Below are 26,111 nucleotides of genomic sequence, written 5' to 3'. Positions count from 1 at the left end.
TTTGGAGAATTAGATGGCCTTTTCTCAGGCAGTAAGCGGCTTGAACGCAGCAGCAACCAACCTGGACGTGATCGGTAACAATATCGCGAACTCCGCCACCTCCGGTTTTAAATCCGGCACCGTTTCCTTTGCCGACATGTTCGCCGGCTCGCAGGTCGGGTTGGGCGTCAAGGTGGCGGGGATCACTCAGAACTTCAAGGGCGGCACCCCGACCGGCACCAGCCGCGCGCTGGACGTCGCCATTTCCGACAACGGTTTCTTTCGCCTGCAGGACAAGGACGGCGGCATTTTCTACAGCCGCAACGGCCAGTTCAAGCTGGATGAAAACCGCAATCTGACCAACATGCAGGGCTTGCAATTGACCGGTTTCCCGGCGGCCGGTTCACCGCCGACCATTCAGCAGGGCGCCAACCCGGTGCCGTTGAGCATTCCGGAAGGGATGATGACCGCCAAGGCCACCACCTCGGGCACCATGGTCGCCAACCTGAAATCCACCCATAAGGTACCGGATAACAAGACGTTCGATCCCGCCAAGCAGGATTCCTACAACTACGTCAACTCGATCACCGCCTATGACTCGCTGGGCAATGTGCACAATATCAATGCCTACTTTGTGAAGACCTCCGACAACAACTGGCAGGTATACACTCAGGAAGGCAACATTCCCGGCTCCCCGGTGACCGACGCAGGCACCATGGCGTTCGATACCAGCGGTAACTTGGTCAGCACCACCAGCAAACAGGGCGCCACCGGCGAATTCAGCATGCTGATCCCGATGTCCGCCACCAACGGCGCACCGGCGCAAAACTTCAGCCTGAGCTTTGCCAAGAGCATGCAACAGAGCGTCAGCAGCGACTCGGTCAGCAAGGTGTCGCAAGACGGCTATACCGCAGGCGAGTACACCAACTTCCAGATCAACAATGACGGTACCGTCGTGGGGATCTATTCCAACCAGCAAACCCAGCTGCTGGGTCAAATCGTATTGACCAACTTCTCCAACCCGGAAGGCCTGTCCTCGCAGGGCGATAACGTATGGCAAGAAACCGGCGCGTCCGGCCAACCGCGCGTAGGGCTGGCTGGCAGCGGCGGTTTCGGCAAGCTGACCAGCGGTGCGCTGGAAGCCTCCAACGTCGATCTGAGCCAGGAGTTGGTGAACATGATCGTCGCACAGCGCAACTACCAGTCGAACGCCCAGACCATCAAAACGCAGGACTCTATCCTGCAGACGCTGGTCAGCCTGCGCTAATAGGATTGATTTATGGATCACGCGATTTATACCGCGATGGGCGCGGCGCGACAGACGCTGGAGCAGCAGTCTGTCACCGCCAACAATCTGGCCAACGCATCGACGCCGGGCTTTCGCGCTCAACTTTCGGCGCTGCGTGCCGTGCCGGTGGACGGGCCTAGCCTGCCGACGCGTACGCTGGTGGCCGCCTCGACGCCGGGGGCCGACATGAGCCAGGGGGCGCTGAACTACACCGCGCGCCCGCTGGACGTCGCGCTGCAGCAGGACGGTTTTCTGGCGGTGAGCCTGCCGGACGGCAGCGAAGCCTACACCCGCAACGGTAACATCCAGATCTCGTCCGCCGGGCAGTTGACGGTGCAGGGCAGGCCGCTGATGGGCGATGGCGGGCCGATTGAAGTGCCGCCGTCGGCAGAGATCACCATCGCCGCCGACGGTACCATTTCGGCGCTGAACGCCGGCGATCCGCCGAACACCATCGCCCAGATCGGCCGGCTGAAGCTGGTGAAGGCCAACGCGCGTGAAGTGATGCGCGGCGACGACGGGCTGTTTCGCCTGACGCCGGAAACCCAGCAGCAACGCGGCAATCAGTTGCAAAACGATCCGCTGGTGCGGGTGATGCCGGGCGTGCTGGAGGGCAGCAACGTCAATCCGATGGAAACCATGGTCGACATGATCGCCAACGCCCGTCGCTTTGAAATGCAGATGAAGGTCATCCACAGCGTGGATGAAAATGAACAGCGCGCCAACTCGTTGTTATCACTGAGTTAAGCAGCAAGGAAATAACCCATGATCCCATCTTTATGGATTGCCAAAACCGGTCTGGATGCGCAGCAGACCAATATGGACGTGATCGCCAACAACCTGGCGAACGTCAGCACCAACGGTTTTAAACGCCAGCGGGCGGTATTTGAAGATCTGCTGTACCAGACCATGCGCCAACCGGGCGCGCAGTCTTCCGAGCAGACGACGCTGCCGTCCGGGTTGCAGATCGGTACCGGCGTGCGTCCGGTGGCGACCGAGCGCCTGCACAGCCAGGGCAACCTGTCGCAAACCAACAACAGCAAAGACGTGGCGATTAAAGGCCAGGGTTTCTTCCAGGTTATGTTGCCGGACGGCAGCCAGGCTTACACCCGCGACGGATCCTTCCAGATCGACCAGAACGGTCAACTGGTGACCGCCAGCGGTTTCCAGGTGCAGCCGGCGATCACCATTCCGGCCAATGCCCTGAGCATTACCGTCGGCCGTGACGGCATCGTCAGCGTTACCCAGCAGGGGCAGACCGCCGCCCAGCAGGTAGGCCAGTTGACCCTGACCACCTTTATCAATGACAGCGGCCTGGAAAGCGTGGGCGAGAATCTGTACCAGGAGACCGAGAGTTCCGGCGCGCCGAACGAGAGCACGCCAGGGCTGAACGGCGCGGGCCTGCTTTATCAGGGTTACGTGGAAACCTCTAACGTCAACGTGGCGGAAGAGCTGGTCAACATGATCCAGACCCAGCGCGCCTACGAGATCAACAGCAAAGCGGTATCAACGTCCGATCAGATGCTGCAAAAACTGACGCAACTGTAATTGATGGGCGCCGCCGGTGCGCCCGTCACCCTATTTCGTGAAACAAAGGCGATATCCGTGGTAACCACATATCTGATGGCAAACGCGCCGCAGCAAGGAAAACGCTGGCTGGCGGCGATGGCGATGCTGACGCTGAGCGGCTGCGCCTATATTCCGCATAAACCCTTGGTTGATGGCGCTACCACGGCGCAGCCGGCACCGGCGGGCGCTCCGGTGCCGAACGGATCGATTTTCCAGACGGTGCAGCCGATGAATTACGGCTATCAGCCGCTGTTTGAAGACCGCCGCCCGCGCAATATCGGCGATACCCTGACCATCGTCTTGCAGGAAAACGTCAGCGCCAGCAAAAGCTCCTCCGCCAACGCCAGCCGCAATGGCGCGAGCAAGTTCGGCGTCGCCACGTCGCCGCGCTATCTCGACGGCCTGCTGGGCAACGCGCGCGCCGACATGGACATCTCCGGCGACAGCACCTTTGGCGGCAAGGGCGGGGCCAACGCCAACAATACCTTCAGCGGCACCATTACCGTCACGGTCAATCAGGTGCTGGTCAACGGCAACCTGCACGTGGTGGGGGAAAAACAGATCGCCATCAATCAGGGCACCGAATTTATCCGTTTCTCCGGCGTGGTTAACCCGCGCACCATCAGCGGCAATAACTCGGTCACCTCCACCCAGGTGGCGGACGCGCGCATTGAATATGTCGGCAACGGCTATATCAACGAAGCGCAGACCATGGGGTGGCTGCAACGCTTCTTCTTAAATGTCTCGCCGTTTTGAGTACGGGCTATTTTACTTGCCATTTTGAGGTGGGGCAGTGCCCGGGGCCGTCACGTACTGCGTGCTGCCTGCCCCCAACTGCCCGCGACAATAACGCCTTGTGGGTAAGGCGAATGAGGTTCCAATGTTAAAGAGATTTCTAATGGCGCTGGTGATTGGTGCGCTGAGCCTGCCGGTGACGGCGGAACGCATCCGCGATCTGGTGACGGTGCAGGGAGTGCGTGACAACGCCCTGATAGGTTACGGGTTGGTGGTGGGGCTGGACGGTTCAGGCGATCAGACCATGCAAACGCCGTTCACCACCCAAAGCCTGAGCAACATGCTGTCGCAACTGGGCATTACCGTGCCGCCGGGCACCAATATGCAGTTGAAAAACGTGGCAGCGGTGATGGTCACCGCCAAGCTGCCGCCGTTCTCGCGCACCGGGCAGAACATCGACGTGGTGGTCTCCTCGATGGGCAACGCCAAAAGCCTGCGCGGCGGCACCTTGCTGATGACGCCGTTGAAAGGCGTGGATAACCAGGTTTACGCGCTGGCGCAGGGCAACGTGCTGGTAGGCGGCGCAGGCGCGGCGTCCGGCGGCAGCAGCGTGCAGGTCAATCAGTTGGCGGGGGGGCGCATCAGCAACGGTGCGACTATCGAGCGCGAGTTGCCGACCACCTTCGGCAACGGCGGGGTGATTAACCTGCAACTGAATAGCGAAGACTTCACGCTGGCGCAGCAGATCAGCGACGCCATCAACCGCCAGCGCGGCGGCGGCACCGCCTCGCCGCTGGACGCCCGCACCATTCAGGTATTGGTGCCGCAGGGCAACAGCTCGCAGGTGCGTTTCCTGGCGGAAATTCAGAACATCAACGTCAGCGTCGGGGCGATTGACGCCAAGGTGATCATCAATTCACGCACAGGATCGGTGGTGATGAACCGCGACGTGATCCTGGATTCCTGTGCGGTGGCGCAGGGCAACCTGTCGGTGGTGGTCGATCGGCAAAATACCGTCAGCCAGCCGAACACGCCGCTTGGCGGCGGGCAAACCGTGGTGACGCCAAATACCCAGATTTCGGTGCAACAGCAGGGCGGTTCGCTGCAGAAGGTTAACGCCAGCGCCAGCCTGAACAACGTGATCCGCGCGCTTAACGCGTTGGGAGCCACGCCGATCGATCTGATGTCGATCCTGCAGGCGATGCAAAGCGCCGGCTGTCTGCGAGCCAAGCTGGAAATTATCTGATGGCCGGCGATCTGATGGCGATGTCGGGCGCCGCTTATGACGCTCAGGCGCTGAACGGCCTGAAACGCGACGCAGCGGCCGATCCGCAGGGCAACCTGAAGCAGGTGGCGCAGCAGGTTGAAGGCATGTTCGTGCAGATGATGCTGAAAAGCATGCGTGCCGCGCTGCCGCAGGATGGGGTGCTGAGCAGCGACCAGTCGCGGCTATACACCTCGATGTATGACCAGCAGATCGCCCAGCAGATGTCGCAGAAGGGGCTGGGGCTGGCCGATATGATGGTGAAGCAGATGGCCAATGCCAATGCCGTTCCGAGCGAAACGGCGGGTATGTCGCCGATGGCGCTGGACAACGAAGTGCTGCAAACGCTGCCGAACCAGGCGCTGGAACAGATGATTCGCCGTGCGGTGCCGAAAGCGCCGGCCGCCGCGCCGCTGTCGCTCAACAGCGGCAACTTTGTCGCCCGTTTGTCGATCCCGGCACGCGTCGCCAGCCAGCAGAGCGGCATTCCGCATCAGCTGATTGTGGCGCAGGCGGCGCTGGAATCCGGTTGGGGCCAGCGCGAGATCCCGACCGCCGACGGCTCGCAGAGTTACAACCTGTTCGGCATCAAGGCGGGCGGCAGTTGGGACGGCCCGGTGACCGAGATCACCACCACCGAGTTTGAGCAGGGGGCGGCGAAGAAGGTCAAGGCACGGTTCCGGGTTTATGGCTCTTACGTCGAGGCGATTGCCGACTACGTCAAGCTGCTGACCAATAATCCGCGCTACGCCGACGTGGCCGCCGCCCGCAGCCCTGAGCAGGCGGCGCATGCGCTGCAACAGGCCGGTTACGCCACCGACCCGCAATACGCCAACAAGCTGGTCAGCGTGATCCAGCAGATGAAAAACGCCGGCGAGCAGGTGGTAAAAGCCTATACCCACGACCTGAAGGATCTGTTCTGAATCCCCTTCATTCTTGACGCCGTAGCTGCGTTGGCTGCACAAGCGTACCCCGGTCACTTGGTTGACCAATCTCCCGGGGATCCCCTTGCTTGCCGCCTGGCTACAACGCCAATTATTTTGGGGATTTCAGTAATGAAAAACAAAAGAGCCAGGGCGGCTCTTTCACACCTCAAGTTTTCCCCGTTTTTGCCGATAACCGAGACAGGCTGGGCGAACGGCTCGGCAGATTAATTGACTCCTGCGGGCCACCGGCGCCGCAGTAAAAGGAACTTCTATGTCCAACAGCTTAATCAATACCGCCATGAGCGGGCTGAATGCGGCGCAGGTGGCGCTCAGCACCGTCAGTAACAACATTTCCAATTACAATGTGGCGGGCTACAACCGGCAGACCGCGATTCTGGCGCAAAACGGTGGCATGAGCACCATGAGCGGTTTTATCGGCAACGGCGTCACCGTCACCAGCGTCAACCGGGAATATAACCAGTTCATCACCAGCCAGTTGCGCGGGGCGCAGAGCCAGGCGGGGGCGCAGGACGCCTATTTCGAAAAAATCTCGCAGATTGATAACCTGCTGGCCAGCAAGACCAACACCTTGTCGACCAACATGCAGGATTTTTTCAGCAACCTGCAAAACCTGGTCAGCAACGCCGGCGATGACGCCGCGCGCCAGACGGTGCTGGGCAAGGCCAATGGCCTGGTCAATCAGTTCAACAATACCGACAAATACCTGCGCGACATGGACAGCGGCGTGAATCAGCAGCTCAGCGACAGCGCGCAGCAGATCAACAGCTACAGCCAGCAGATCGCCAAACTGAACGAAGAGATCACCCGTTTGCGCGGCAGCGGCGGCGAGCCCAATGCGCTGTTGGACCAGCGCGACCAACTGGTTACCGACCTGAACAAAGTGGTTGGCGTACAGGTGACCCAGCAGGACGGCGATGCCTACACCGTTTCGTTCGCCAACGGCCTGACGCTGGTGCAGGGCAACAATGCTTACCAGGTCGCGGCGGTGCCTACCAGCGGCGATCCTTCACGCCTGACGATGGGCTATGACCGCGGCAACGGCGCCAGCGAAATACCGGAAGGCCAAATCACCGGCGGCAGCGTCAGCGGCGTGTTGAAATTCCGCAGCGAATCGCTGGACAGCGCCCGCAACCAACTGGGGCAACTCGCGCTGGCGATGGCGGACAGCTTCAACCAGCAACACCGCGCCGGGTTCGATCTCAACGGCGATGCCGGCACGGATTTCTTCAGCTTCGGCGGCGCCCGCGCAGTGGACAACAGCCGCAATACCGGCGATGCCGCGCTATCGGTATCCTATACCGACACCAGCAAGGTGAAGGCCAATGATTACCGGGTGGAATTTGACGGCAGCAACTGGCAGGTGAGCCGCCTGCCGGATAACGTCAAAGTGAACGCCACGGCAGGCACTGACGCCGCCGGCAACCCGACGTTGAGTTTTGACGGCCTGAAAGTCGGTATTGACGGCACTGCGCAAAAGAATGACAGCTTTACCGTCAAGCCGGTCAGCGACGTGGCGGGCAGCCTGAAGGTCGCCATCACCGATTCCGCCAACATCGCTGCCGCCGGCAAAGATGACAGCGGCCGCGGCGACAATGAAAACGCCAAGAAGCTGCTTGATCTGCAAACCCAAAAATTGGTCGATGGCAAGGCCACCTTCAGCGGCGCTTACGCCAGCCTGGTCAGCAGCGTCGGCAATCAGACCGCGTCCGCCAAGGTGAGCGCCACCTCTCAGGGCAACATCGTCAAGCAGTTGGAAAACCAACAGCAGTCAATTTCAGGGGTCAACCTGGATGAAGAATACGGCGAGCTGCTGCGCTTCCAGCAATATTATATGGCGAACTCAAAGGTGATTCAGACCGCCAGCACGTTGTTCGATACGTTGCTGAATATCCGTTGATTTTCATTTTAACCGGAGCCACGACGGCTCCGGCCGCTGATTTTGAGGAACCCGCACCATGCGTATGAGTACCAGCATGATGTACCAACAGAACATGACCGGCATTACCGGTAATCAGTCGTTGTTTATGAAGGCGGCAGAACAGCTTTCCACCGGCAAAAAAGTCAGCAATCCGTCCGACGATCCGCTGGCGGCGTCGCAGGCGGTGATGCTGGCCCAGTCCCAGTCGGAAAACACCCAATATGCGCTGGCGCGCACCTTTGCCCGCCAGAGCGTGTCGATGGAAGAGACGGTACTGGCCGGTGCGACCAGCACCATTTCGGATATGAAAGCGCTGATCGTCAATGCCGGGGGCACCAAAAGCGACAACGATCGCGATTCGCTGGCTACCCAGTTGCAGGGGCTGAAAGACCAATTGCTTAACCAGGCCAACAGCACCGACGGCAATGGCCGCTTTATGTTTGGCGGCTTTGAGAATGACAAGCCGCCGTTTGCGAACAACGGCGGTTCGGTCAGCTATGTGGGCGGCAATACGCCGGTCGAGCAGAAAGTGGATGCCAATCGCACCATGACGGTCGGCCATACCGGCGATACGGTATTCATGTCGCTGACCAGCAACCCCAAGCCGGAGCCGGACGGCAGCGCATCGGTGTCCAACGTGTTTGAAAGCATCGATATCGCGCTGAAAGCGTTGAAAACCCCGCTCGATGGCGCGGACGACGCTACCAAACAGCAAGTGAACGACGCGATGGCCAAGGCCAATCGCGGGCTGGACAACTCCTATAACAAGGTGCTCAGCGTGCGCGCCGAGTTGGGTAACCAACTGCAGGAAATGGATACGCTGGACAGTATTGGCAAGGATCGCGACATGATCAACCAAACGCAAATGAGCGCCTTGGTGGATGCCGATCTGACCGAGTCGATTTCGAGCTACTTCATGCAGCAGGCGGCCTTGCAGGCATCGTACAAAACCTTCGGTGATATGCAGGGGATGTCGCTGTTTCAAATGAACCGCTAATACCCGTCGTCTTTCAAGTTGCAGCGTTGTTGGCCGCTCGCATGCACTCCAGTCACTTACTTGAGTAAGCTCCTGGAGATGCACGCGTTTGCCGCCTGGATGCAACTCGAAATCCATAGGGTATGGCAATGATAAACATTTGCCGTGAAACCATGGCGGGTATCTATTTGGGTGTGCTTAGAGGACGTTATCGCTGTAACACTGCGGTGGGGAACTCTTGAAACCGGGCACACTGTTTGGCACGTCACGCTGCCCCCATTCATGTTGGCGTGACGTGCCTTTTTTTCCTCAGCTCACCATCCCACCTATTACTCTGGCCAACTGATCGAAGAATTCGCCGAACAGGTGCTCGCAGAACGGCGCCAGCATCGGCATCATCATGCCGATGGTCATAATGCCGATGGTCATGGTGACCGGGAAGCCGATGACGAACACCGACAGCTGCGGCGTCATGCGGTTGAGCAGGCCGAGCGCCATGTTCAGCGTCAGCAGCAGGCAAATCAGCGGCAGCGCCAGCATCATGCCGTTGATAAAAATCAGCGAACCCACCTGGGTCAATGCCAGAAAACCGTTGCCGTTCAGAGGGGCGGGCTGGATCGGCAGAGTATGAAAGCTGTCGGCCAGCAGGGAAATCAGCCACAGGTGGCCGTCAAAGCTCAAGAACAGCAGCATTGCCAGCAAGTTGAGCAACCGCGCCAACACCGGCGTGTTCGGCCCGCCGCTGGGATCGAAGAAGGTGGCGAACGACAGGCCCATCTGCATGCCGATCACTTCGCCGGCCAGCCGTATCGCCGCAAAGGCGAACTGCATGGTCAGCCCGAGCGCCACGCCAATCAGGATTTGCTGGGCCGCCAGCCACAACCCGGCGGCGGAGAAAATGGGGACAGTGCTGGTGGGCAGCCCAGGGGCGATCAGGATGACGATCAGGCCACCGAGGCCGATTTTCACTTTTTTGCCGATTTGTTTTTCGCTGAACACCGGCGCGGTGCTGATCAGCGCCAGAATGCGCAGCAGCGGCCAGAAATAGTGGCTAAGCCAGACGCCGAACTGTGCGCTGTCAAGGGTGAGCATGGCTAACCAATCAGATTCGGCAGGTTGCTGAACAGCGTGCGCATATAGTCCAGCAGCAGGTTCAGCATCCAGGGCCCGGCAACCACGATAGTGGCGACCACCGCCAGAATTTTGGGAATGAACGACAGCGTCATTTCATTGATCTGGGTGGCGGCCTGCAACAGGCTGACCACCAGGCCGCTGATAAGCGCGGCGAGCAGCAGCGGGGCGGACAGCGCCAGCGCCACTTTCATCGCCTCGGTGCCCAGCGCCATGACCGATTCAGGTGTCATCATGTTTCCTTTGAGGCGGGTTACGAATAGAAACTCTGCGCCAGCGAGCCGAGCAGCAATTGCCAGCCGTCCACCAACACAAACAGCATCAGTTTGAACGGCAGCGAGATGGTGGCGGGCGGCACCATCATCATCCCCAGAGCCATCAGCACGCTGGCGACCACCAGATCGATAATCAGAAACGGAATAAACACCGTGAAGCCGATTTGGAACGCGGTTTTCAGCTCGCTGGTGACGTAAGCCGGCAGCAGAATGCGCATCGGCACCGCTTCCGGCCCGGCCAGCGGCGGCTGGTTGGCGAGCCTGGCGTACAGCGCCAGATCGGTTTCGCGCGTCTGGCGCAGCATAAACTCGCGCAGCGGCTGCGAGCCTTGATCCAGCGCCGCGTCCAGGCTGATTTTGTCCTGGCTGAACGGCAGATAGGCGTCCTGATAGACCTTGTCGAAGACCGGCGACATGATGAAAAAGGTCAGGAACAGCGCCAGGCCGAGCATCACCTGATTCGGCGGCGCCGAGGGGGTGCCGAGCGCGTTGCGCAGCAGCCCGAGCACGATGATGATTCGGGTGAAACTGGTCATCATCAGCAGCATGGCGGGCAGGAAGCTGAGTGACGTCAACAGCACCAGCGTCTGTACCGGCAGCGACCAGCTTTGGCCGCCATTGGCCAGCGGTTGGCTGATCAGGCCGGGCAACTGTGCCAAGGCCGCCGGGCTGACAAGCAGCAGGCCGGCGGCCAGCCAGAGCATATTCTTGCCGCCCCGGTAACGCGAGGCGACATAATGAACGATGGGTTTCATGCCGATTTTTCCGGACGTTTCAGAACTTTTTGCATCAACTGGCGAAAATCAGCCGGTGGTGCGGCGTCGGCTGCGCTGCTGTCCTGTGCGGGAACCGGCAACTGGTGCAGCGGGGTGATTTGCTGCGCGGTCACGCCCAGCACCAGCAGGGTATTGTCCACTTCAATTACCACCACGCGCTCACGCTGCCCGACCTGGCAACTGGCGCGCAGGTTGAGCAGTTTGCTGTTGCGCGCCTGAGGGGCAAACCCCAGGCGGCGGAACAGCCAGCCGGCCAACAGGATCAGCAGCAGAATGCCGCCCAGCGCAGCGCTGACCTGCGTCAGCACCGAACCGGCCGGCAGCGCCGGCGCGGCGGGTTGCAGTGTGCCCTGGCCGGGCACGGCGGAGCCTGGGTTCATCAGCGGCTCAGGCGACGCATGCGTTCGGACGGGGTGATGATGTCGGTGATGCGTACGCCGAACTTGTCGGCCACCACCACGACTTCGCCCTGGGCGATCAGATAACCGTTGATCAGGATGTCCAGCGGTTCACCCGCCAGCCCGTCCAATGCGACGACCGAACCCTGCGACAGACGCAGCAGCTCTTTGATGGTCATTTTGGTGCGGCCCAATTCCACGGTCAGCTTGACCGGGATATCCAGGATCAGATCGATATCCTGCAGGCTGCCGACGGCATCCTGCGCCTCCAGCGATTTGAACACCGCGTCGGTTGCTGACGTGTTGTCGGTCGCTTGCTGCTCGTTAAACGCATCAGCCCACAGATCGTCCACGGATTCCTTTCCTTCGCCAGACGGTTGCTTAGGATCACTCATTTGGGCTGTTCCTCACTCAGAGCATTCAAAATAGGGTTAATCAAATGTTCAACACGCAGGGCGTACTGCCCGTTTAACGTGCCGTATTGGCTGGTCAGAACCGGTACGCCATCCACGTGGGCGATCAGGCGTTCCGGTTTATCAATCGGTAGTACGTCGCCCGGCTGCAGCTTCAGGATTTTTGACAGCCGCATCGGGATATCGACGAAGTTGGCAATCAGCTCCAGCTCGGAATGTTGTACCTGTTTCACCAGCGTTTCACGCCAGTGGCTGTCTTCCTGCCGTGAGTTTTCCAGCGGCGGGTTGGTCAGCAGTTCGCGCAGCGGTTCGATCATCGCGAACGGAATGCAGATGTTGAATTCACCGCTCAGCGCACCGATTTCCACCTGGAACGGGGTGGTGACCACGATGTCGTTCGGCGAGGTAGTGATATTGGTGAATTTCACCTGCATCTCGGCGCGCACGTATTCCACATTGATCTTGTAAATCGCGCTCCAGGCGTCGCCATAGGCATCCAGCGCCAGGCGCAGCATGCGTTTGATCACCCGCTGTTCGGTCGGCGTGAACTCGCGGCCTTCCACCTTGGTCGGGAAGCGGCCGTCGCCGCCGAACAGGTTATCGACGGCGATAAACACCAGGCTTGGCGCGAACACGAACAGCGCAGTGCCGCGCAGCGGGTTCAGGTGCACCAGATTGAGGTTGGTGGGCACCGGCAGGTTGCGGGCAAATTCGTGATACGGCTGGATCCTGATCGGGCCGACGGTAATGTCCGGGCTGCGGCGCAACAGGTTGAACAACCCCATGCGGAACTGACGGGCAAAACGTTCATTGATGATTTCCAGCGCGTGCAGCCGTTCGCGCACCACTCGGCGCTGGGTGGTCGGATCGTACGGCTTGACCTCGCTCTCGTTGCTGACCACCGCTGCGGGTTCATCGCCCGCGCTGTCGCCGTTGAGCAAGGCGTCGATCTCTGCCTGTGAAAGAATGCTGTCGCCCATAGTGATTACCGCAATATGAAGGCGGTGAACAGCACGTCGCTGATCACCTGCTTCGGTTGTCCCTTAACCAGCGGCGGGCTAAGCACGTCCTTAATCTGCGCCACCAGTTGCTGTTTCCCTTGTTCACTGCTCAGTTGGCCCGTTTCCTGACGGGAGAGCAGCATCAACAGGCGGCTGCGCACTTCCGGCAGAAAATCGTTCATCTGGCGGCGGGTGTTTTCGTCCGGCAAGCGTAACGTCAGGCCGATATACAACACGCGATCGGGGTTGTTGTCCGGCGTAACCAGATTGACGGTAAAGGTGTCCAACGGCATAAACACCGGCGCAGCCGGCGGCAGTGTTTTGGTGGCGGGTTGAGCGCCGTCTTTGTGTTGTTTCAGTTGCCACCAACTGTAGCCTGCCGCGCCGCAGGCGAGGACTGCAATCAACACCAGCAGGATGACCAGAAGGGGGCGTTTCGGTGCTGCCGGTAGGGTGTTTTGAGACATAGTTAAATCAAATTCCTGTAGTGACACCCGAGAGTCTGCGAACCGCTGCCGGGCATAGCGCGCGGCAAAGCCGCACGCACGACATAATTTACCCAAAATAATTGGGGCTGCATCGCGGCGGCAAATTTGTAAGTCCCCTAGAGCATAGGTAACTATGTGACTGGGGCGCGCAAATGCAGCCAACAAAGGTGCAGCTTCAAGTATGACGGGTAAAGGTATTATCGCGTCTATCGCGGCGTGCAATAGCCTGAATAGACGCGCAAATGGGTGCCAGCTTGGGCGTTTGCCGCCGCTCAGGCGAAAATATCGACGCCGCTGACGGCGCGGGCCATCGCCTGCAATTGTGCCGGGACGATGAGGGTTTCGGCGGCCGGATCGCGCTCGCCGTGGCTATCGCGGTAGGCCGGTCGACCTTGCTCATCCGGAGCCTGCTGCTGTGCCTGCTGCTGTGCCTGCTGTTGCCACTGCGGCGTGGACTCTCCGCCAACGCTGCTTTGCCCCAGATTGATGCCGCTTTCCGCCAGGGCATGGCGCAGTTGCGGCATGGCGGCTTCTACGGCGGCACGCACCTGGCCGTGTGCGGAAGCGATGTGCAGCTGTGCCTGGTTCTCGTCCAGTTTGAGGGTGATTTGCAACGCACCCAGCTCCTGCGGGTGCAGGCGCAGTTCGGCGCTTTGCTGACCGTTGCGATGGAACATCAACACCTGTTGGTTCAACGCCTGTTGCCACTCGGGGCTGCCAAGCTGGGCGTTTAATTGCGGCGTCGGCGGGGCGGTGACCAGGGAAGCGTTCGGCGTTGTTGCCACGACCGGGCTGGCGACCGGCGGCGCCATCAGGTGATTGACCGGTGCCTGATGCTGGGTATCGGCGCTGAGTTTTAGCGCTGGCGCATCCGGCTGGTCATGGGGGGCCGCGGTTGGCTGCGGGCCGTCGGTGCGCGCGTCAAGGTTCAGCGGTTTTTCGGTCACCGGCGATGTGGCTTTTGCGGGCGGCGTCATCGGGGTGCCTGCGGCATTGGGCTGTTGGTTCAGCGCGGCGCTCAGCAGGGCGGCAGGGTGCACCGGGTCCGGCTCGCCTTCAAGGTTTGGCCCCGTTGCGGCGGCGATCGGCGTGGCTGGGGTAACGGCCAGCGGCAGCATGGCGAACAGCGCCTGCAGCGTGGCGGCGTCGATCTCCCCGGCAGGACGAAGGGCGATATCCGGTTTTTCATCCTGAGGTTGGTCATCGCCGACCGACACCGCCGGCAGCTGAACATCCTTCAACAAGGCCGGCGACAGCAGCCCATCGCGCTCGCCGAAGGCGGCCAGCAGTGGGTTTTGCGGGGGGCGGCTCAGCGCCGGTGCGCTGTCATCTTCTGCGTTCGGCAATATCGGCGGCAGCTTGCCCTCATCTTTGTCGGCCGGCAGCGTGCGAGCGCCGAGCAGCAGGGCAAAGGCCGAGGAAAGCGGCGAGTCATCCAGCGACAACTGTGCGTCCGGCAGCCCGCCGACGTCGCCGGGCGCTACGCCGCCCGGCACGGCATTCAGGTTCATGGGTGTAGATTCCTTTGTGAACTGCGTTGAGCGAACTCATCCATCAGTTTTTGATCCCGTTTGTTCTCCCTCTGCCGTTCCGCACTTTGGGCGCGGGTGTGCAGAGTGTCGAAGGCGTTCAGCCGTTGCTGTTTGTCCTGCCACTGCTTCATTGCGTGGTCCACTTTCTGGCCCCACTGCATCAGTTGGTTGCGATGTTGTTCGATCGCCTGCTCCAGCGTGCCGATAAACTGCTGGTAGTTTTGCCAGTGTGAAGAGTCCATGCCGTCGCTCAACTGGTGATTCAGTTTCTGACGGTACTCGTCTTGATAATTGAGCAGCATGGAAAGCTGCTGCTCAGCCGCCTGTTGCGCCTTGCGCACCTGGCCCAACTGCTGCGTAGCCTGTTCAACCGCATCCTGAGCCAGATCGCGCAGGGTAATCAGAGGTGACTGTGGTTTCATCGGGTTCAGCCTTTTGTGACGTTAAGCGATCATCTGCTGTAGCTGTTGGCAGGCGTCGTCGTAACCGCTGCGTTCAAAAATGCCCTGCTGCAAATAGGCCTCCATCTGCGGATACAGCGTCATGGCCCTATCCAGCAGCGGATCGCTGCCTGCTACATAGGCACCGACGCTGATCAGATCGCGGTTACGCTGATAGCTGGCCAGCATCTGTTTGAAATTGCGCACCCGGCGATAGTGTTCTTCGTCGATAAGCGACGTCATGGCGCGGCTGATGGAGGCTTCGATGTCGATTGCCGGGTAATGGCCCGCTTCCGCCAGCCTGCGCGACAGCACCACGTGGCCATCGAGAATGGCGCGCGCCGAGTCGGCTATCGGGTCTTGCTGGTCATCGCCTTCGGTCAGTACGGTATAAAACGCGGTGATCGAACCGCCGCCGCTGATGCCGTTACCTGCACGTTCCACCAGCGCCGGCAGTTTGGCGAACACGGAGGGCGGATAGCCTTTGGTGGCCGGCGGCTCGCCGATGGCCAGCGCGATCTCGCGTTGCGCCATGGCGTAGCGGGTGAGCGAGTCCATAATCAGCAGCACGTGCTGACCGCGATCGCGGAAGTCCTCGGCGATGCGTGTGGCGTAGGCGGCACCCTGCATGCGCAACAGCGGCGAGACGTCCGCCGGGGCGGCGATCACCACCGAGCGCGCTCGGCCTTCGGCGCCGAGAATGTTCTCGATAAAGTCTTTGACCTCGCGGCCACGCTCGCCGATCAGTCCGACGACAATCACGTCGGCCTGGGTGTAACGCGCCATCATGCCTAACAAGACGCTTTTACCGACGCCGGATCCGGCAAACAGCCCCATGCGCTGGCCGCGCCCGACGGTCAGCAGGCCGTTGATGGTGCGCACGCCGACGTCCAGCACCTGTTCGATCGGCGTACGTTGCAGCGGGTTGAACGGGGCGGTAATCAAGGGGGCGCGATAGCCGGTTTCCGGTGCGGGCAGGCCGTCGAGCGGTTTGGCGCTGCCGTCCAGCACCCGGCCCAGCAGTGCCGGGCCGAGCGGCAGTTGCTTGCCGGCGCTTTGTCCTTCCGGCGCCACGCGGGCGTAAACCCGTGCGCCGGGCACTATGCCTTCCACTTCTTCCAGCGGCATCAGGAACAACCGCTGGCCGTTAAAACCGACCACTTCGCTCTCCACTTCCTGCACCTCGCCACCGTTGTGACGTTCGATCAGGCAGGTGGCGCCGATCGGCAATTGCAAGCCGGTGGCTTCCAGCACCAACCCGGTGGCGCGCGTCAGGCGGCCGTAGCGGCGAACCGCAGGCGTGCAAGCGATGCGTTTTTCCAGCGTATCCAACGAGGACAGCCAGCGGCCGAGGCGAGCGGTCATTACACGTCTCCCGGCGTAGCCAGGCGGCAGAGTTCGTGCCAGCGCGTCGCCAGGCTGGCATCGAGATCGCCTTCTTCGGCGCTGACCTTGCAGCCGCCGGGATGCAGTTGACCGTCCGCCAACAGCCGCCAGCCGTGCAGGCTGAGCGTGGCGCCCAGTTGCTGTTCGATGCGTTGATAGTCGTCCGGGTGCACGCGCAGTTGCGGTTTGCCGCTGAACATCGGTTCTTGTTGGATCAACTGCTGGATCTGCGCCAGCAGGGCGGTACCGTCGCATACCGGCGGCTGGCCGAGCACCTGTTTGGCGGCGGTCAGCGCCAACTGCATCAGGCGCGAGGCGATCACGCTGTCGAGCGCATCCAGCGTGTGCTGAAACTCGGTTATCAACTGTTGCCAGTGCGCGGTCAGCGGTTGTTGCTGTTGCTGGGCTTCCAGCAAGCCCTGTTGGCGGCCTTCCTCCATCCCGGTCTGGAACCCGGCGTCGTAGCCTTTTTGCTGCCCGTCGGCATAACCCAGTTGTTGGCCTTGCTGTTCCGCTTGCAGGCGCAACTGGAGCAATTGCTGTTGACGGTCGGCGCTGTCGTCCAGCGGCAGGGCGTCCGTTTCAACCGGCAGCAAAGGTTCGATGGCCGGTTTTGGTTCCAGCAGATCGTTAAGTGACCAGGGTTGCCAGGGCAGGGTGTTAATGCTGTCAGACATAGGTGTCCTCGCCACCGCCGATGATCATTTCGCCGCTCTCCGCCAAACGGCGGACAACCAGCAGGATGGCTTTCTGTTCGTTCTCCACCTGCGACATGCGCATCGGCCCGCGGTTGGCCAAATCGTCGCGCAGAATGTCGGCGGCGCGCTGCGACATGTTTCTGAGGAACTTCTCGCGCAGCGGCTGTTCCGCCCCTTTGAGCGCGACCAGCAGCGATTCGCCTTCCACTTCCTGCAACAGGCGCTGGATGCTGCGATCGTCGACTTCCACCAGATTTTCGAACAGGAACATCTCGTCGATGATCTTCTGCGCCAGCTCGCCGTCGTATTCGCGCATGGCATCGATAACGGCTTCCTCCTGCTGGGTTTTCATCAGGTTGATAATCTCGGCTGCGGTGCGTACGCCGCCCATTTTGCTGCGCTTGAGATTCTGGCCGTCGAGCAGGTTGTTCAGCACCTCGGTCAGCTCCGCCAACGCCGCCGGTTGCACGCCGCCGAAGGTGGCGATGCGCAGCATCACGTCGTTGCGCAGGCGTTCGTCGAACAGCGCCAGAATGTCTGCCGCCTGGCCGCGCTTCAGATGGACCAGGATGGTGGCGATGATTTGCGGATGTTCGTCGCGGATCAGATCGGCGGCGCTCATCGGCTCCATAAAGTTGAGGGTTTCCATGCCGGTGGTGGTCTCGCGCGATTCGAGAATGTCTTCCAGCAGGCTGGAGGCACGCTCTTCACCCAGCGCTTTGACCAGCACCGACCGCAGGTAGTCGCTGGCGTTGACGCTCAGCGCCGCGTACTGTTCGGCGTCGTCTTCGAACTCGCGCAGAACTTCGCTCAGCTGTTTGTGCGAGACCTGGCTCATGCTGGCCATGGTGCCGCTTAACTGTTGCACCTCGCGCGAAGAGAGGTGTTTGAACACCTCGGCGGCGCGATCTTCGCCCAGCGTCATCAGCAGGATGGCGCTTTTTTCGGTTCCGGTCAGACTCATAATTCGTTACTCATCCATTGGCGGATTACCAGAGCGACCACGCGCGGGTCTTTATCGGCCAGATCGCGGATCCGCTGGCTCTGGACTTCTGCACTGACGCGCTGCTGCGATTTCCTGTGCTGCGCCAGCTCCTCGTTGCTCTGTTTATTGCTGTCGACCGGCTTGGCCATCGGCGCGTTGGCGGCGGCAAGCGTGGCCTGTTGCACGGCCTGGCGATTTTGCAGTTGCGGGCGTACCAGCTTGCGCCACAGCAGCCAGGCCGCCAGCAACACCAGCAGATAGCGGCCGGCGTCGAACAGACGATCGATAAAGCTCTGGGTTTGCCAGAACGGCAGCTCGCCACCGGTGACTTCGGTATCGGTAAACGGCGTGTTGACCACGTTCAGGGTATCGCCGCGGCTGCTGGAGAAGCCCATGGATTCACGTACCAGCGATTCGATCTGCGTCAGTTGCTCTTTGCTCATCGGCAGCGGTTTGCCGTCTTTATCGACGCCGCGATAGTTGACCACCACCGCCACCGACAGCCGCTGTACCGTGCCGGCTTTCTGCTGGGTATGACGGATGGTGCGATCGACCTCATAGTTGGTGGTTTCATCGCGACGGGTATTCTGTGGCCCGCTGCCGTTGGCCGCGGTGCTGCGGGTGGTGGTGGAATTCGGTTTGGCCGCGTTGGCGTTATTGCCGGCGGCGTTGGGTTTGGCGGTTTCGATTGGCGCGGTAGCCGGCGCGCTGGGCTGATTGGAGAGCGCGCCCGGTACGCCGCCAACCTGCGGCCCGCCAAGTTGCTCGCTTTGACTCATTTGCTGAGAGCGCACGGCGGCCTGATTCGGCAGTTGGTTTGGCTGGTATTCTTCGTCGGTTTGTTCGCGGGTGGCGAAATCGATTTGCGCGGTGACCTGAGCGCGCACGTTATTGCCGCCGACCATCGGCGCCAGAATCGCTTCGATACGGCGCTGGTAGCGGTTTTCCACTTCGTTGGCGTATTTCAGCTGCGCCGCATTCAGATCGCGGCCGGCACCGTCAGACTGGGTCAGCAGGCGGCCGGCCTGATCGACCACAGTGACGTTGCCCGGCGGCAAGCCGGCCACGCTGCTCGAAACCATATAAACGATGGCGTTGATCTGGCCGTCATCCAGCGCGCGGCCGGGTTGCAGCGTCAGGGTAACGGAGGCGGAAGGGGATTTCTGCTCGCGGACAAACAGCGAAGGCTTTGGCAGCGCCAGATGCACCCGGGCGTTCTGTACCGGCCCCAGTGATTCGATGGTGCGCGACAGTTCACCTTCCAGCGCACGCTGATAGTTGATCTGCTCGCTAAACTGGCTGATGCCGAATTTTTCCTGATCCAGCAATTCGAAGCCCACCGCACCGCCTTTCGGCAATCCCTGCTGTGCCAGGCGCAGGCGGGTTTCATGGACCTTCTCCGCAGGTATCATCAACGCCGCGCCGTTCTCGGCAAAACGGTAGGGGATATTCATCTGCGTCAATTGGGTCACTATGGCGCCGCCGTCGCGATCGTTAAGATTGCTGTACAGCACACGGTAATCCGGGCTTTTCGCCCATAACAGCAACGCGACCACGATGGCGATTGCAGCGGAAGCGGCCACCAGCAGCGGAATTTTCGGGTTGGCGCGCAGGCGGTTCCACAAAGCTTGCAGGCCATTTTCTTCGCGGTTTTCGGTGGCGGTTATTGAAGCACTCATTTTATGCCGTGTCCTTCAATGTCGCTCAGGATCCGGTGCAAGCCACGGCGTAGCTCCCTGCCAGGCTGATGGACGGTGTGGTTAGCGTTGTGTGGTGACAAAACAGACTCCCTGATACACATATCTTCTAAATAGCGGCGCTCCCATTTCTGGGCGTGCCATTATTTGCCCTTAAGGGCGATTTCGATGGCCCGATAAGCCGGGTTTTTTGCAGTTAATTAGCCGCTTTAGGATAAAAACGCTGTGGTAGGCTCCTCAGCATCAAAGTAGTGCCTGATGAAAACACGTCCGGCACAGCGTCTTTATTGAGGTCACAATGGCGATTCAGGGGATTGAAGGGGTAGTGCAGCAGTTGCAGGCCACGGCGATTCAGGCGGGGCAGATTAGCCAGGATTCGGCGACGCAGGGCGTCAGCTTTGCCGGCGAGTTGAAAGCGGCTATCGGCAAGATCAGCGATACCCAGCAGGCTGCGCGCAAACAGGCGCAAGACTTCGAACTGGGCGCGCCGGGCGTCAGCCTGAACGACGTGATGGTCGATCTGCAAAAATCGTCCATCTCACTGCAAATGGGCGTGCAGGTGCGCAATAAGCTGGTTTCCGCCTATCAGGAAGTGATGAACATGGCGGTGTGAGTGGCTGGGGCAAATGCCAATGCGGAAACATTTTAAATTCTCTCCTGAAGAGAGAACCGCAGGTTAAGGCCTGACCTGAAAACCCACCTATGTGGGTTTTTGTCGTTTAACGACAAAACAAAAAAATGCGTTCGGCAATTGCCTGAGTAAGCGTATAAAAAACCTGTTTTGTCTCAAATTGCTGCGTTTATTACTGGATTATAATTGTGCGAGTTTAAGGCATTTTAATTATCAGGTAATAAAAATGAGCAGCAAAAGTGAGAACAGATGGCGGTTTTTCAGTGTGTTAATACTGATCGTGTTAGTTGGATTGATCACGGTATTAATTAAACAAAGTTAAAGCGTCGTTGGCCACTGTGCGTGGCCCTGCCGGCTTATTTCCCCGCGAGCATCCGCATAGCGTCTTCTTCGTACAGCAGGCCCAGCAGCCACAGGCCGACAAGCAATACGGCAAGGGAAAACAGCCATTTTTCGTTGAGCATCGGTGATTCGCCTCTGGCGGTATTAAGGTTCGCCGATGCTATCTTACCGGGCTGTTTTCCGCTAACGCCGGCTGCATAAACGGCGAGTTCATTGTGCAATGATTTAATTTGCAGGCGCAGGCATCACTCCGGCGCCTCCATCAGGCGGAGGCGATAGGGTTGGATCGCCCCGGGTTCCATGATCCGCTGATGCCCGCGAATGGCGGTTGGCGCAAAGCCGAAACGTTTGCGGAAACGTTCGGCAAACCGCGAAGAGCTTTCATATCCGACGTGTTGAGATATGGCGGATATGGGCCAGTCGGTTGATTGCAATAGCGTCAGCGCGCTGCTCATGCGCACGTCAATCATCAAGTTGCGCAATGCGGTGTTCTCCAACGAAAGCTTGCGCCTCAGCACGACTTCGCTCATCGACAGACTTTCCGCCACCTTGGCCGCCGTCCAGATGTTATGCGGATCCGTCGCCAGGCAGCGGCGCACCCGCTGCGTTAAATCCCGCGCCTCGTTATGAATAAAGCTGATGTTGAATTGCTTTAGCCAGAGCAGGATTTCCAGCATCTTGTGGCGGATGATGATGGGAGGGAAACGCTGTTTAAGCGCCAGCGCCAGGCTGGTGGTCTCAAAGCTGTGCATCAGCGCGCAGGGCAGGTTGCGTAAGGCCAACACCGCGTCGAACGGGGCCGGCGGGGCAGTTTCATCGGGAGTTTGCTGCACGTGGAACAATAGCGGATCGCAGATAAGCAATTGACAACTGAATACGCCTTCCTCGGAGAGGCCATTAATAATATCCACGGTTTGCCCCCCGTCGATAATCAACAGTTCTCCCGCATGAGCCACCACTTCTTGCTGTTGCCAGCGCACGCGTTTGTGGCCTTGCTGTACCAGATACAGATGGGGGTGCTCAAAATAAACTGAAGGGAATAATAATTCAGTATGCTGAATGATGTGCGCAGAGGCACCAATCCCAGGACAAAGATTAATTGTACGTTCCATCGATATTCATTTCGCAGCCATTATCTGGGAATATCTTTACGCTTTGATGGGCGTCGGAGCAACATTTTTCCATCCGCTGTGAAGTACAACGATGTGTTTTATCTATCAAAAATCAATTTCCTGCTGAACAGAAAACGTCCGTGTCGGAGTAATATTTATCCGTATCCCAGGGGCGCTGCGCGCTGCGTCCGTGTTAACCGGGGAAAATATATTCACCTCTACGGGCCTGGTGGAAAATATGATGAGTATGAATAATTCAGATATTATGGGTTAATATCCTGATTTATTCGTGAAAAAATAGCGTATGGTGCTATTTATCCATGGAATGTCGTTATTATAGCCGGGTCACCTGATTTGCGGTTCTCCTAATAGCAGGGCGCGATCGTGAAACTGACCGTAGGTGCTGTTGACCACGCTTTGGCGCGTCGATTGGCCAATCAACTCTTTCAACTGGTCCATGCGGCGCTGCAACAGGCGCTTCAGCTCGTTTTCGTTGTCCAGGATTTGCTGCAGCTTATTGCGCAACAATTCCTGCAGGGCCATTGATGGCCCTGTTTTGCCGGTAAAGTCGGCGGTTTTCTCAACCGCCTGAACGTAGGCGAGCTCCAGCTCGACCAGGTCTTCCCATCTTTCCTTTTGCGCCAGCGCGATCATTTGGCTGCTCAGGCTATAAATTTGCTGATACGCGGCTAGCAGTTGCTGTTGACGTTCCATTAGACGGCATCCTGCGAAGGGTGATAATTGGGACCAATCTGGCGCCAGGCGTCAGCAATATTTTCCAGCAGCTTGACCACCTCGGCTATCGCCGCTTCGTCGTTATGCAAATTAGCCTGCAGCAGACGACGCTTCATATAGTCATACAGCGCGGCAAGATTATCTGCCATTTCGCCGCCTTGCTCGTGGTCGAGACCGTTTTTCAGGCCGTTATCAATAATATTGATGGCTTTTGATATAGCCAGCCCTTTGCCGGCGATATCACCCTGATTCATCAGAATGCGTGCGCGTAACAGGGCGCTGAGCGCCCCATCGAAAAGCATCACGATTAACTGGTGCGGGCTGGCACTCATTACGCCACTTTCCAAACTGACCTGGGCGTAGGCCTTAGTTCCGCTACGGTTATACATGCGATTTATTACCTGGTTAAAAAGTTCTTATTTGCTTGAGAACTGTTGGTTTAAATAATTACTGGTGCCATTAAGTTTGGACATCATGGTATCGAGTTGCACAAACTGTTGCTTATAGCGGTCTATGGTGTTCTGAATACTTTCTGTCACGCGGGTAATTTGCGTATTCAGGCGATCGAGATTGGTATTGATACTCTTGGTCGCATTCTCGAGCACACCGCCGGCTTTAATATAATTTTGAATCTCATTGTGGATTTCGGTCGCCATGCCGGTATCCGTGCCATTGCCGGCAAAGAAATTCGCTACCTGCTCGGGTTTATCATCAATGGCTTTTTTCAGTTTTTCGCTATCGAGCTCGAGCTTGCCGGTTTTCACATTGGTGGTGATCCCCAGATTGCCCAACCCCTTCAACTCCGGGTTGTCCTGCGCCGAACTGAGCGCGTTTTTGATCGAAGATTGAATACCGCGCAAGGTGTTGTCGCCCAGCAGCGCGCCGTTCTTCGCCGACTGCTCTTCGCCGCTTTTCACCGGGGTAAACTTGGACAGCGAATTAAAGGTGTCCAGCAGCGAGTTATAGCTGTCGACCCAACTTTTGATTTTATCGGCGGAGCCGGCTTTATCGTTGGTGATCACCAGGTTTTGCGGTTCACCGTCTTTGGTCTTGGTTTTCAGATCCAGCGTCACGCCTTGCAGGGCATCGGCAATGGCGTTGGTGCTGCGTTGGATCTCCGTGCCGTTAACCTTGATTTTTGCGTCCTGCGCGGCAACGGTCTGTTTCATGGCGCCGCTGGGGATGCTGGAGTCGTAATTGAGAATGTCGTTCAGCGCAGCGTCATTATTGACCTTGACCGACATCTTGTTGCTTTCGCCGGTGGTCGAGGAACTTAACGCCAACTGATACTGGTTATCGCCAACGCGCATGATGCTGGCGCTGACGCCGGCTTTCGCGCCGTTGATCGCATCGCGCATTTCCAGCAGCGAGGTTTGATCGTCATTCAGCGGAATATCGACGGTCTTGGGCGGGTTGCCCTGGGTGATGCTGATGGTGCGGCCGCTGGCGCCGGAGGTGCCGAGTTCGGTGGTCTGATCGCTAATATTCGCCTGAGTCGTCAGCGTTTGCGGCTGCGCCAGTTGTTCAACTTCGACCACATAGTTGCCCGGTACCGCTTTGGCATTGGTGGTAATGGTGAACTGATCGTGGGTGCTGGCGGTGGTGTTATTAAAGAAATCCGGTTTGGCCAGATCTTTGCTCAGGGTATCAAACTTCTCCAGCGAGCCTTTCAGGGTACCGTAAGCGGTCAGTTTGGCGTTGTAACTGGTTTGCTGGGTGGTGTAGGGCGTCAGACGTTGCTGTTCCGCTTTGGTCAGCTTGTCCAGCAAGCCGTTGAGGTCGAGTCCTGAGCCGATGCCTAAGGAACTGATCGATGCCATTCGTAATTCTCCTTGATAATGACTTTATTCGCTTTACGCGTTTATCGGCCCAGTGGAGAAAAAGTTTACCGAAAAAATAAAAAACCGATGGCGCAATAGAGGAAGGAAAAACAGCGTTATTTATGCCATTGCCGGAAAGCGAAAAAAAAATAAAAAATTTCTAAAGGTTGCAGGGGGAGGGCCGATACCTGATGGGACGGTGGTTGACGCCGTGGGCAACGAAGCCCGAACCTTTTAACCGTGATGCGAATATCGCAACTGATTCGTAAGGAAAGCATACAATGGCACAAGTAATTAACACCAACAGCCTGTCGCTGATGGCGCAGAACAACCTGAACAAATCTCAGTCTTCTCTGGGCACTGCGATCGAGCGTTTGTCTTCCGGTCTGCGTATCAACAGCGCCAAGGATGATGCCGCGGGTCAGGCGATCTCTAACCGCTTCACCGCTAACATCAAAGGCCTGACTCAGGCTTCCCGTAACGCTAACGACGGTATCTCTTTGTCGCAGACCACCGAAGGCGCGCTGAACGAAGTTAACGACAACCTGCAAAACATCCGTCGTCTGACCGTACAGTCCCAGAACGGTTCCAACTCTTCCAGTGACCTGCAGTCTATCCAGGACGAAATCACCCAACGTCTGTCCGAGATCAACCGTATCTCTGCGCAAACCGATTTCAACGGCGTGAAAGTGCTGAGCGGCGACCAGAAACTGACCATTCAGGTCGGTGCCAACGATAACGAAACTATCGATATCGATCTGAAAAACATCAACTCTTCCACTCTGGGCCTGGACAAGTTCAGCGTTGCGACCTCCGTCGATCCTGCCAAAGTGGGTGCCGCGGCAACGACTGTACCAAACGGCAAAGACATCGCCATCACCAACACCACCAACGCGCAGGCTAACGGTGCCGCACCAGCCAGCTTTATCAAAGATGACGCGACTGGCGACGTTTACGCGGTAGGCACCGATGGCAAGAACTACAAGGCCACCATCGACAAAACTTCCGGTGACATCACGGCGATCGCAGCAACTGACACCACCGGTCTGACCGGCACCAGCGCGACCACCACCGTTAAGCAGGAAGTGACTGCAACCGGCGCTGACGCGGCTAACCTGAAGTCTTACGACAGCGGCAAGTCTTACGTTATCCAGGAAGGCACTGGCGCAAACGCCAAATACTTCAAAGCCAACGTAGACTCTGCGGGTAAAGTCAGCAAAGGCGCAGAAATGAGCACCACGCCAACAACGGATGACCCGCTGGCGGTATTGGACAAAGCGCTGTCTCAGGTTGACTCGCTGCGTTCTTCTTTGGGTGCGGTACAGAACCGTTTCGATTCTGTCATCAACAACCTGAACAGCACCGTGAACAACCTGTCCGCTTCCCAGTCCCGTATTCAGGATGCCGACTACGCGACCGAAGTGTCCAACATGAGCCGTGCCAACATCCTGCAACAGGCCGGCACCTCTGTTCTGGCCCAGGCTAACCAGTCTACCCAGAACGTGTTGACCCTGCTGCGTTAATCGTCTCTCCGCGATTAACCTGTCGTAAAGAACCCCGCTTCGGCGGGGTTTT

At 58.7% G+C, this 26,111-nt stretch carries 27 protein-coding genes; 10 read left to right on the top strand and 17 right to left on the bottom strand.

All coding sequences use genetic code 11. From position 1 onward, the window contains the following. Positions 1-13: 13 nt before the first annotated feature. From flgE to flgL, 8 genes are all read left to right on the top strand, one after another. Complete coding sequence (flgE, locus tag JK621_RS13715; RefSeq protein ID WP_212556475.1) at positions 14-1,246, top strand: flagellar hook protein FlgE; 1,233 nt, start codon at positions 14-16, stop codon at positions 1,244-1,246. A gap of 12 nt (positions 1,247-1,258) precedes the next feature. Next, a complete protein-coding gene (locus JK621_RS13710) occupies positions 1,259-2,014 on the top strand; it encodes a flagellar basal body rod protein FlgF (protein WP_212556474.1) in 756 nt (251 codons plus the stop codon). Positions 2,015-2,032: 18 nt separating this feature from the next. Beyond that, complete coding sequence (flgG, locus tag JK621_RS13705; RefSeq protein WP_004946081.1) at positions 2,033-2,815, top strand: flagellar basal-body rod protein FlgG; 783 nt, start codon at positions 2,033-2,035, stop codon at positions 2,813-2,815. A 75-nt stretch (positions 2,816-2,890) separates the two neighbouring features. Continuing rightward, positions 2,891-3,592, top strand: a complete 702-nt coding sequence (gene flgH / locus JK621_RS13700; RefSeq protein ID WP_064799270.1) for a flagellar basal body L-ring protein FlgH — start codon at positions 2,891-2,893, stop codon at positions 3,590-3,592. A 124-nt stretch (positions 3,593-3,716) separates the two neighbouring features. Next, complete coding sequence (locus JK621_RS13695; RefSeq protein WP_212556473.1) at positions 3,717-4,817, top strand: flagellar basal body P-ring protein FlgI; 1,101 nt, start codon at positions 3,717-3,719, stop codon at positions 4,815-4,817. Beyond that, the gene (flgJ, locus tag JK621_RS13690) at positions 4,817-5,758 is read left to right on the top strand and encodes a flagellar assembly peptidoglycan hydrolase FlgJ (protein WP_212556472.1); all 942 of its coding nucleotides are present in this window, start codon (positions 4,817-4,819) and stop codon (positions 5,756-5,758) included. The genes JK621_RS13695 and flgJ overlap by 1 nt, the downstream gene beginning before the upstream one ends. 274 nt (positions 5,759-6,032) lie before the next feature. Beyond that, positions 6,033-7,679, top strand: a complete 1,647-nt coding sequence (gene flgK, locus JK621_RS13685) for a flagellar hook-associated protein FlgK (protein WP_212556471.1) — start codon at positions 6,033-6,035, stop codon at positions 7,677-7,679. Between the two features lie 58 nt (positions 7,680-7,737). Beyond that, positions 7,738-8,697: a flagellar hook-associated protein FlgL gene (flgL, locus tag JK621_RS13680; RefSeq protein WP_212556470.1), complete on the top strand. Its 960-nt coding sequence runs from the start codon at positions 7,738-7,740 to the stop codon at positions 8,695-8,697. Positions 8,698-8,985: 288 nt separating this feature from the next. On the opposite strand, the gene fliR is transcribed toward flgL, so the two are convergent. The 13 genes from fliR to fliF all read right to left on the bottom strand — a co-directional run bounded on the left by fliR (position 8,986) and on the right by fliF (position 19,878). Beyond that, a complete protein-coding gene (gene fliR, locus JK621_RS13675) occupies positions 8,986-9,768 on the bottom strand; it encodes a flagellar biosynthetic protein FliR (protein WP_212556469.1) in 783 nt (260 codons plus the stop codon). A gap of 2 nt (positions 9,769-9,770) precedes the next feature. Next, positions 9,771-10,040: a flagellar biosynthesis protein FliQ gene (gene fliQ / locus JK621_RS13670; RefSeq protein ID WP_126486400.1), complete on the bottom strand. Its 270-nt coding sequence runs from the start codon at positions 10,038-10,040 to the stop codon at positions 9,771-9,773. Between the two features lie 20 nt (positions 10,041-10,060). Further along, positions 10,061-10,786, bottom strand: a complete 726-nt coding sequence (gene fliP / locus JK621_RS13665) for a flagellar type III secretion system pore protein FliP (RefSeq protein WP_212560198.1) — start codon at positions 10,784-10,786, stop codon at positions 10,061-10,063. Positions 10,787-10,833: 47 nt separating this feature from the next. After that, positions 10,834-11,238 carry a flagellar biosynthetic protein FliO gene (gene fliO, locus JK621_RS13660; RefSeq protein ID WP_212556468.1) on the bottom strand — a complete coding sequence of 135 codons (405 nt, stop codon included), beginning with the start codon at positions 11,236-11,238 and terminating at the stop codon, positions 10,834-10,836. After that, positions 11,238-11,651 (bottom strand): flagellar motor switch protein FliN, encoded by a 414-nt coding sequence (gene fliN, locus JK621_RS13655; protein ID WP_212556467.1) that lies wholly within the window; start codon positions 11,649-11,651, stop codon positions 11,238-11,240. The genes fliO and fliN overlap by 1 nt, the downstream gene beginning before the upstream one ends. Beyond that, on the bottom strand, positions 11,648-12,649 hold the full coding sequence (fliM, locus tag JK621_RS13650) for a flagellar motor switch protein FliM (RefSeq protein WP_212556466.1): 1,002 nt from the start codon (positions 12,647-12,649) through the stop codon (positions 11,648-11,650). The genes fliN and fliM overlap by 4 nt, the downstream gene beginning before the upstream one ends. A 5-nt stretch (positions 12,650-12,654) precedes the next feature. Further along, positions 12,655-13,137 carry a flagellar basal body-associated protein FliL gene (gene fliL, locus JK621_RS13645; RefSeq protein ID WP_212556465.1) on the bottom strand — a complete coding sequence of 161 codons (483 nt, stop codon included), beginning with the start codon at positions 13,135-13,137 and terminating at the stop codon, positions 12,655-12,657. 293 nt (positions 13,138-13,430) lie between these two features. Continuing rightward, positions 13,431-14,669, bottom strand: coding sequence for a flagellar hook-length control protein FliK (locus JK621_RS13640; protein ID WP_212556464.1), 1,239 nt, complete (start codon positions 14,667-14,669; stop codon positions 13,431-13,433). Then, on the bottom strand, positions 14,666-15,112 hold the full coding sequence (gene fliJ, locus JK621_RS13635) for a flagellar export protein FliJ (protein ID WP_212556463.1): 447 nt from the start codon (positions 15,110-15,112) through the stop codon (positions 14,666-14,668). The genes JK621_RS13640 and fliJ overlap by 4 nt, the downstream gene beginning before the upstream one ends. Positions 15,113-15,133: 21 nt before the next feature. Next, complete coding sequence (gene fliI / locus JK621_RS13630; protein WP_212556462.1) at positions 15,134-16,495, bottom strand: flagellar protein export ATPase FliI; 1,362 nt, start codon at positions 16,493-16,495, stop codon at positions 15,134-15,136. Further along, a complete protein-coding gene (fliH, locus tag JK621_RS13625) occupies positions 16,495-17,193 on the bottom strand; it encodes a flagellar assembly protein FliH (RefSeq protein WP_212556461.1) in 699 nt (232 codons plus the stop codon). The genes fliI and fliH overlap by 1 nt, the downstream gene beginning before the upstream one ends. Next, positions 17,186-18,178 carry a flagellar motor switch protein FliG gene (fliG, locus tag JK621_RS13620; protein ID WP_212556460.1) on the bottom strand — a complete coding sequence of 331 codons (993 nt, stop codon included), beginning with the start codon at positions 18,176-18,178 and terminating at the stop codon, positions 17,186-17,188. The genes fliH and fliG overlap by 8 nt, the downstream gene beginning before the upstream one ends. Beyond that, positions 18,175-19,878, bottom strand: a complete 1,704-nt coding sequence (fliF, locus tag JK621_RS13615) for a flagellar basal-body MS-ring/collar protein FliF (RefSeq protein ID WP_212556459.1) — start codon at positions 19,876-19,878, stop codon at positions 18,175-18,177. Before fliF ends, fliG begins: the two co-directional genes overlap by 4 nt. Before the next feature lie 316 nt (positions 19,879-20,194). On the opposite strand from fliF, the gene fliE reads away from it, so the two are divergent. Beyond that, a complete protein-coding gene (gene fliE / locus JK621_RS13610) occupies positions 20,195-20,509 on the top strand; it encodes a flagellar hook-basal body complex protein FliE (protein ID WP_212556458.1) in 315 nt (104 codons plus the stop codon). 605 nt (positions 20,510-21,114) lie between these two features. On the opposite strand, the gene JK621_RS13600 is transcribed toward fliE, so the two are convergent. The 4 genes from JK621_RS13600 to fliD all read right to left on the bottom strand — a co-directional run bounded on the left by JK621_RS13600 (position 21,115) and on the right by fliD (position 24,536). Next, positions 21,115-21,981 (bottom strand): helix-turn-helix transcriptional regulator, encoded by an 867-nt coding sequence (locus JK621_RS13600; protein WP_212556457.1) that lies wholly within the window; start codon positions 21,979-21,981, stop codon positions 21,115-21,117. Positions 21,982-22,326: 345 nt separating this feature from the next. Next, positions 22,327-22,695, bottom strand: a complete 369-nt coding sequence (gene fliT, locus JK621_RS13595; protein ID WP_212556456.1) for a flagella biosynthesis regulatory protein FliT — start codon at positions 22,693-22,695, stop codon at positions 22,327-22,329. Then, positions 22,695-23,105: a flagellar export chaperone FliS gene (gene fliS, locus JK621_RS13590; protein ID WP_212556455.1), complete on the bottom strand. Its 411-nt coding sequence runs from the start codon at positions 23,103-23,105 to the stop codon at positions 22,695-22,697. Before fliS ends, fliT begins: the two co-directional genes overlap by 1 nt. A gap of 27 nt (positions 23,106-23,132) precedes the next feature. Beyond that, positions 23,133-24,536, bottom strand: a complete 1,404-nt coding sequence (gene fliD / locus JK621_RS13585) for a flagellar filament capping protein FliD (protein ID WP_212556454.1) — start codon at positions 24,534-24,536, stop codon at positions 23,133-23,135. A 281-nt stretch (positions 24,537-24,817) separates the two neighbouring features. Here fliD and JK621_RS13580 point away from each other — a divergent pair, with 281 nt between their 5' ends. Then, positions 24,818-26,059 (top strand): FliC/FljB family flagellin, encoded by a 1,242-nt coding sequence (locus JK621_RS13580; protein WP_212556453.1) that lies wholly within the window; start codon positions 24,818-24,820, stop codon positions 26,057-26,059. Positions 26,060-26,111: the final 52 nt, after the last annotated feature.

It is taken from the genome of Serratia plymuthica (assembly GCF_018336935.1).
GTDB lineage: Bacteria > Pseudomonadota > Gammaproteobacteria > Enterobacterales > Enterobacteriaceae > Serratia > Serratia plymuthica_B.
Note: the sequence above shows the minus strand (reverse complement) of the source record. Positions and strands in the feature narration are given on the sequence as shown.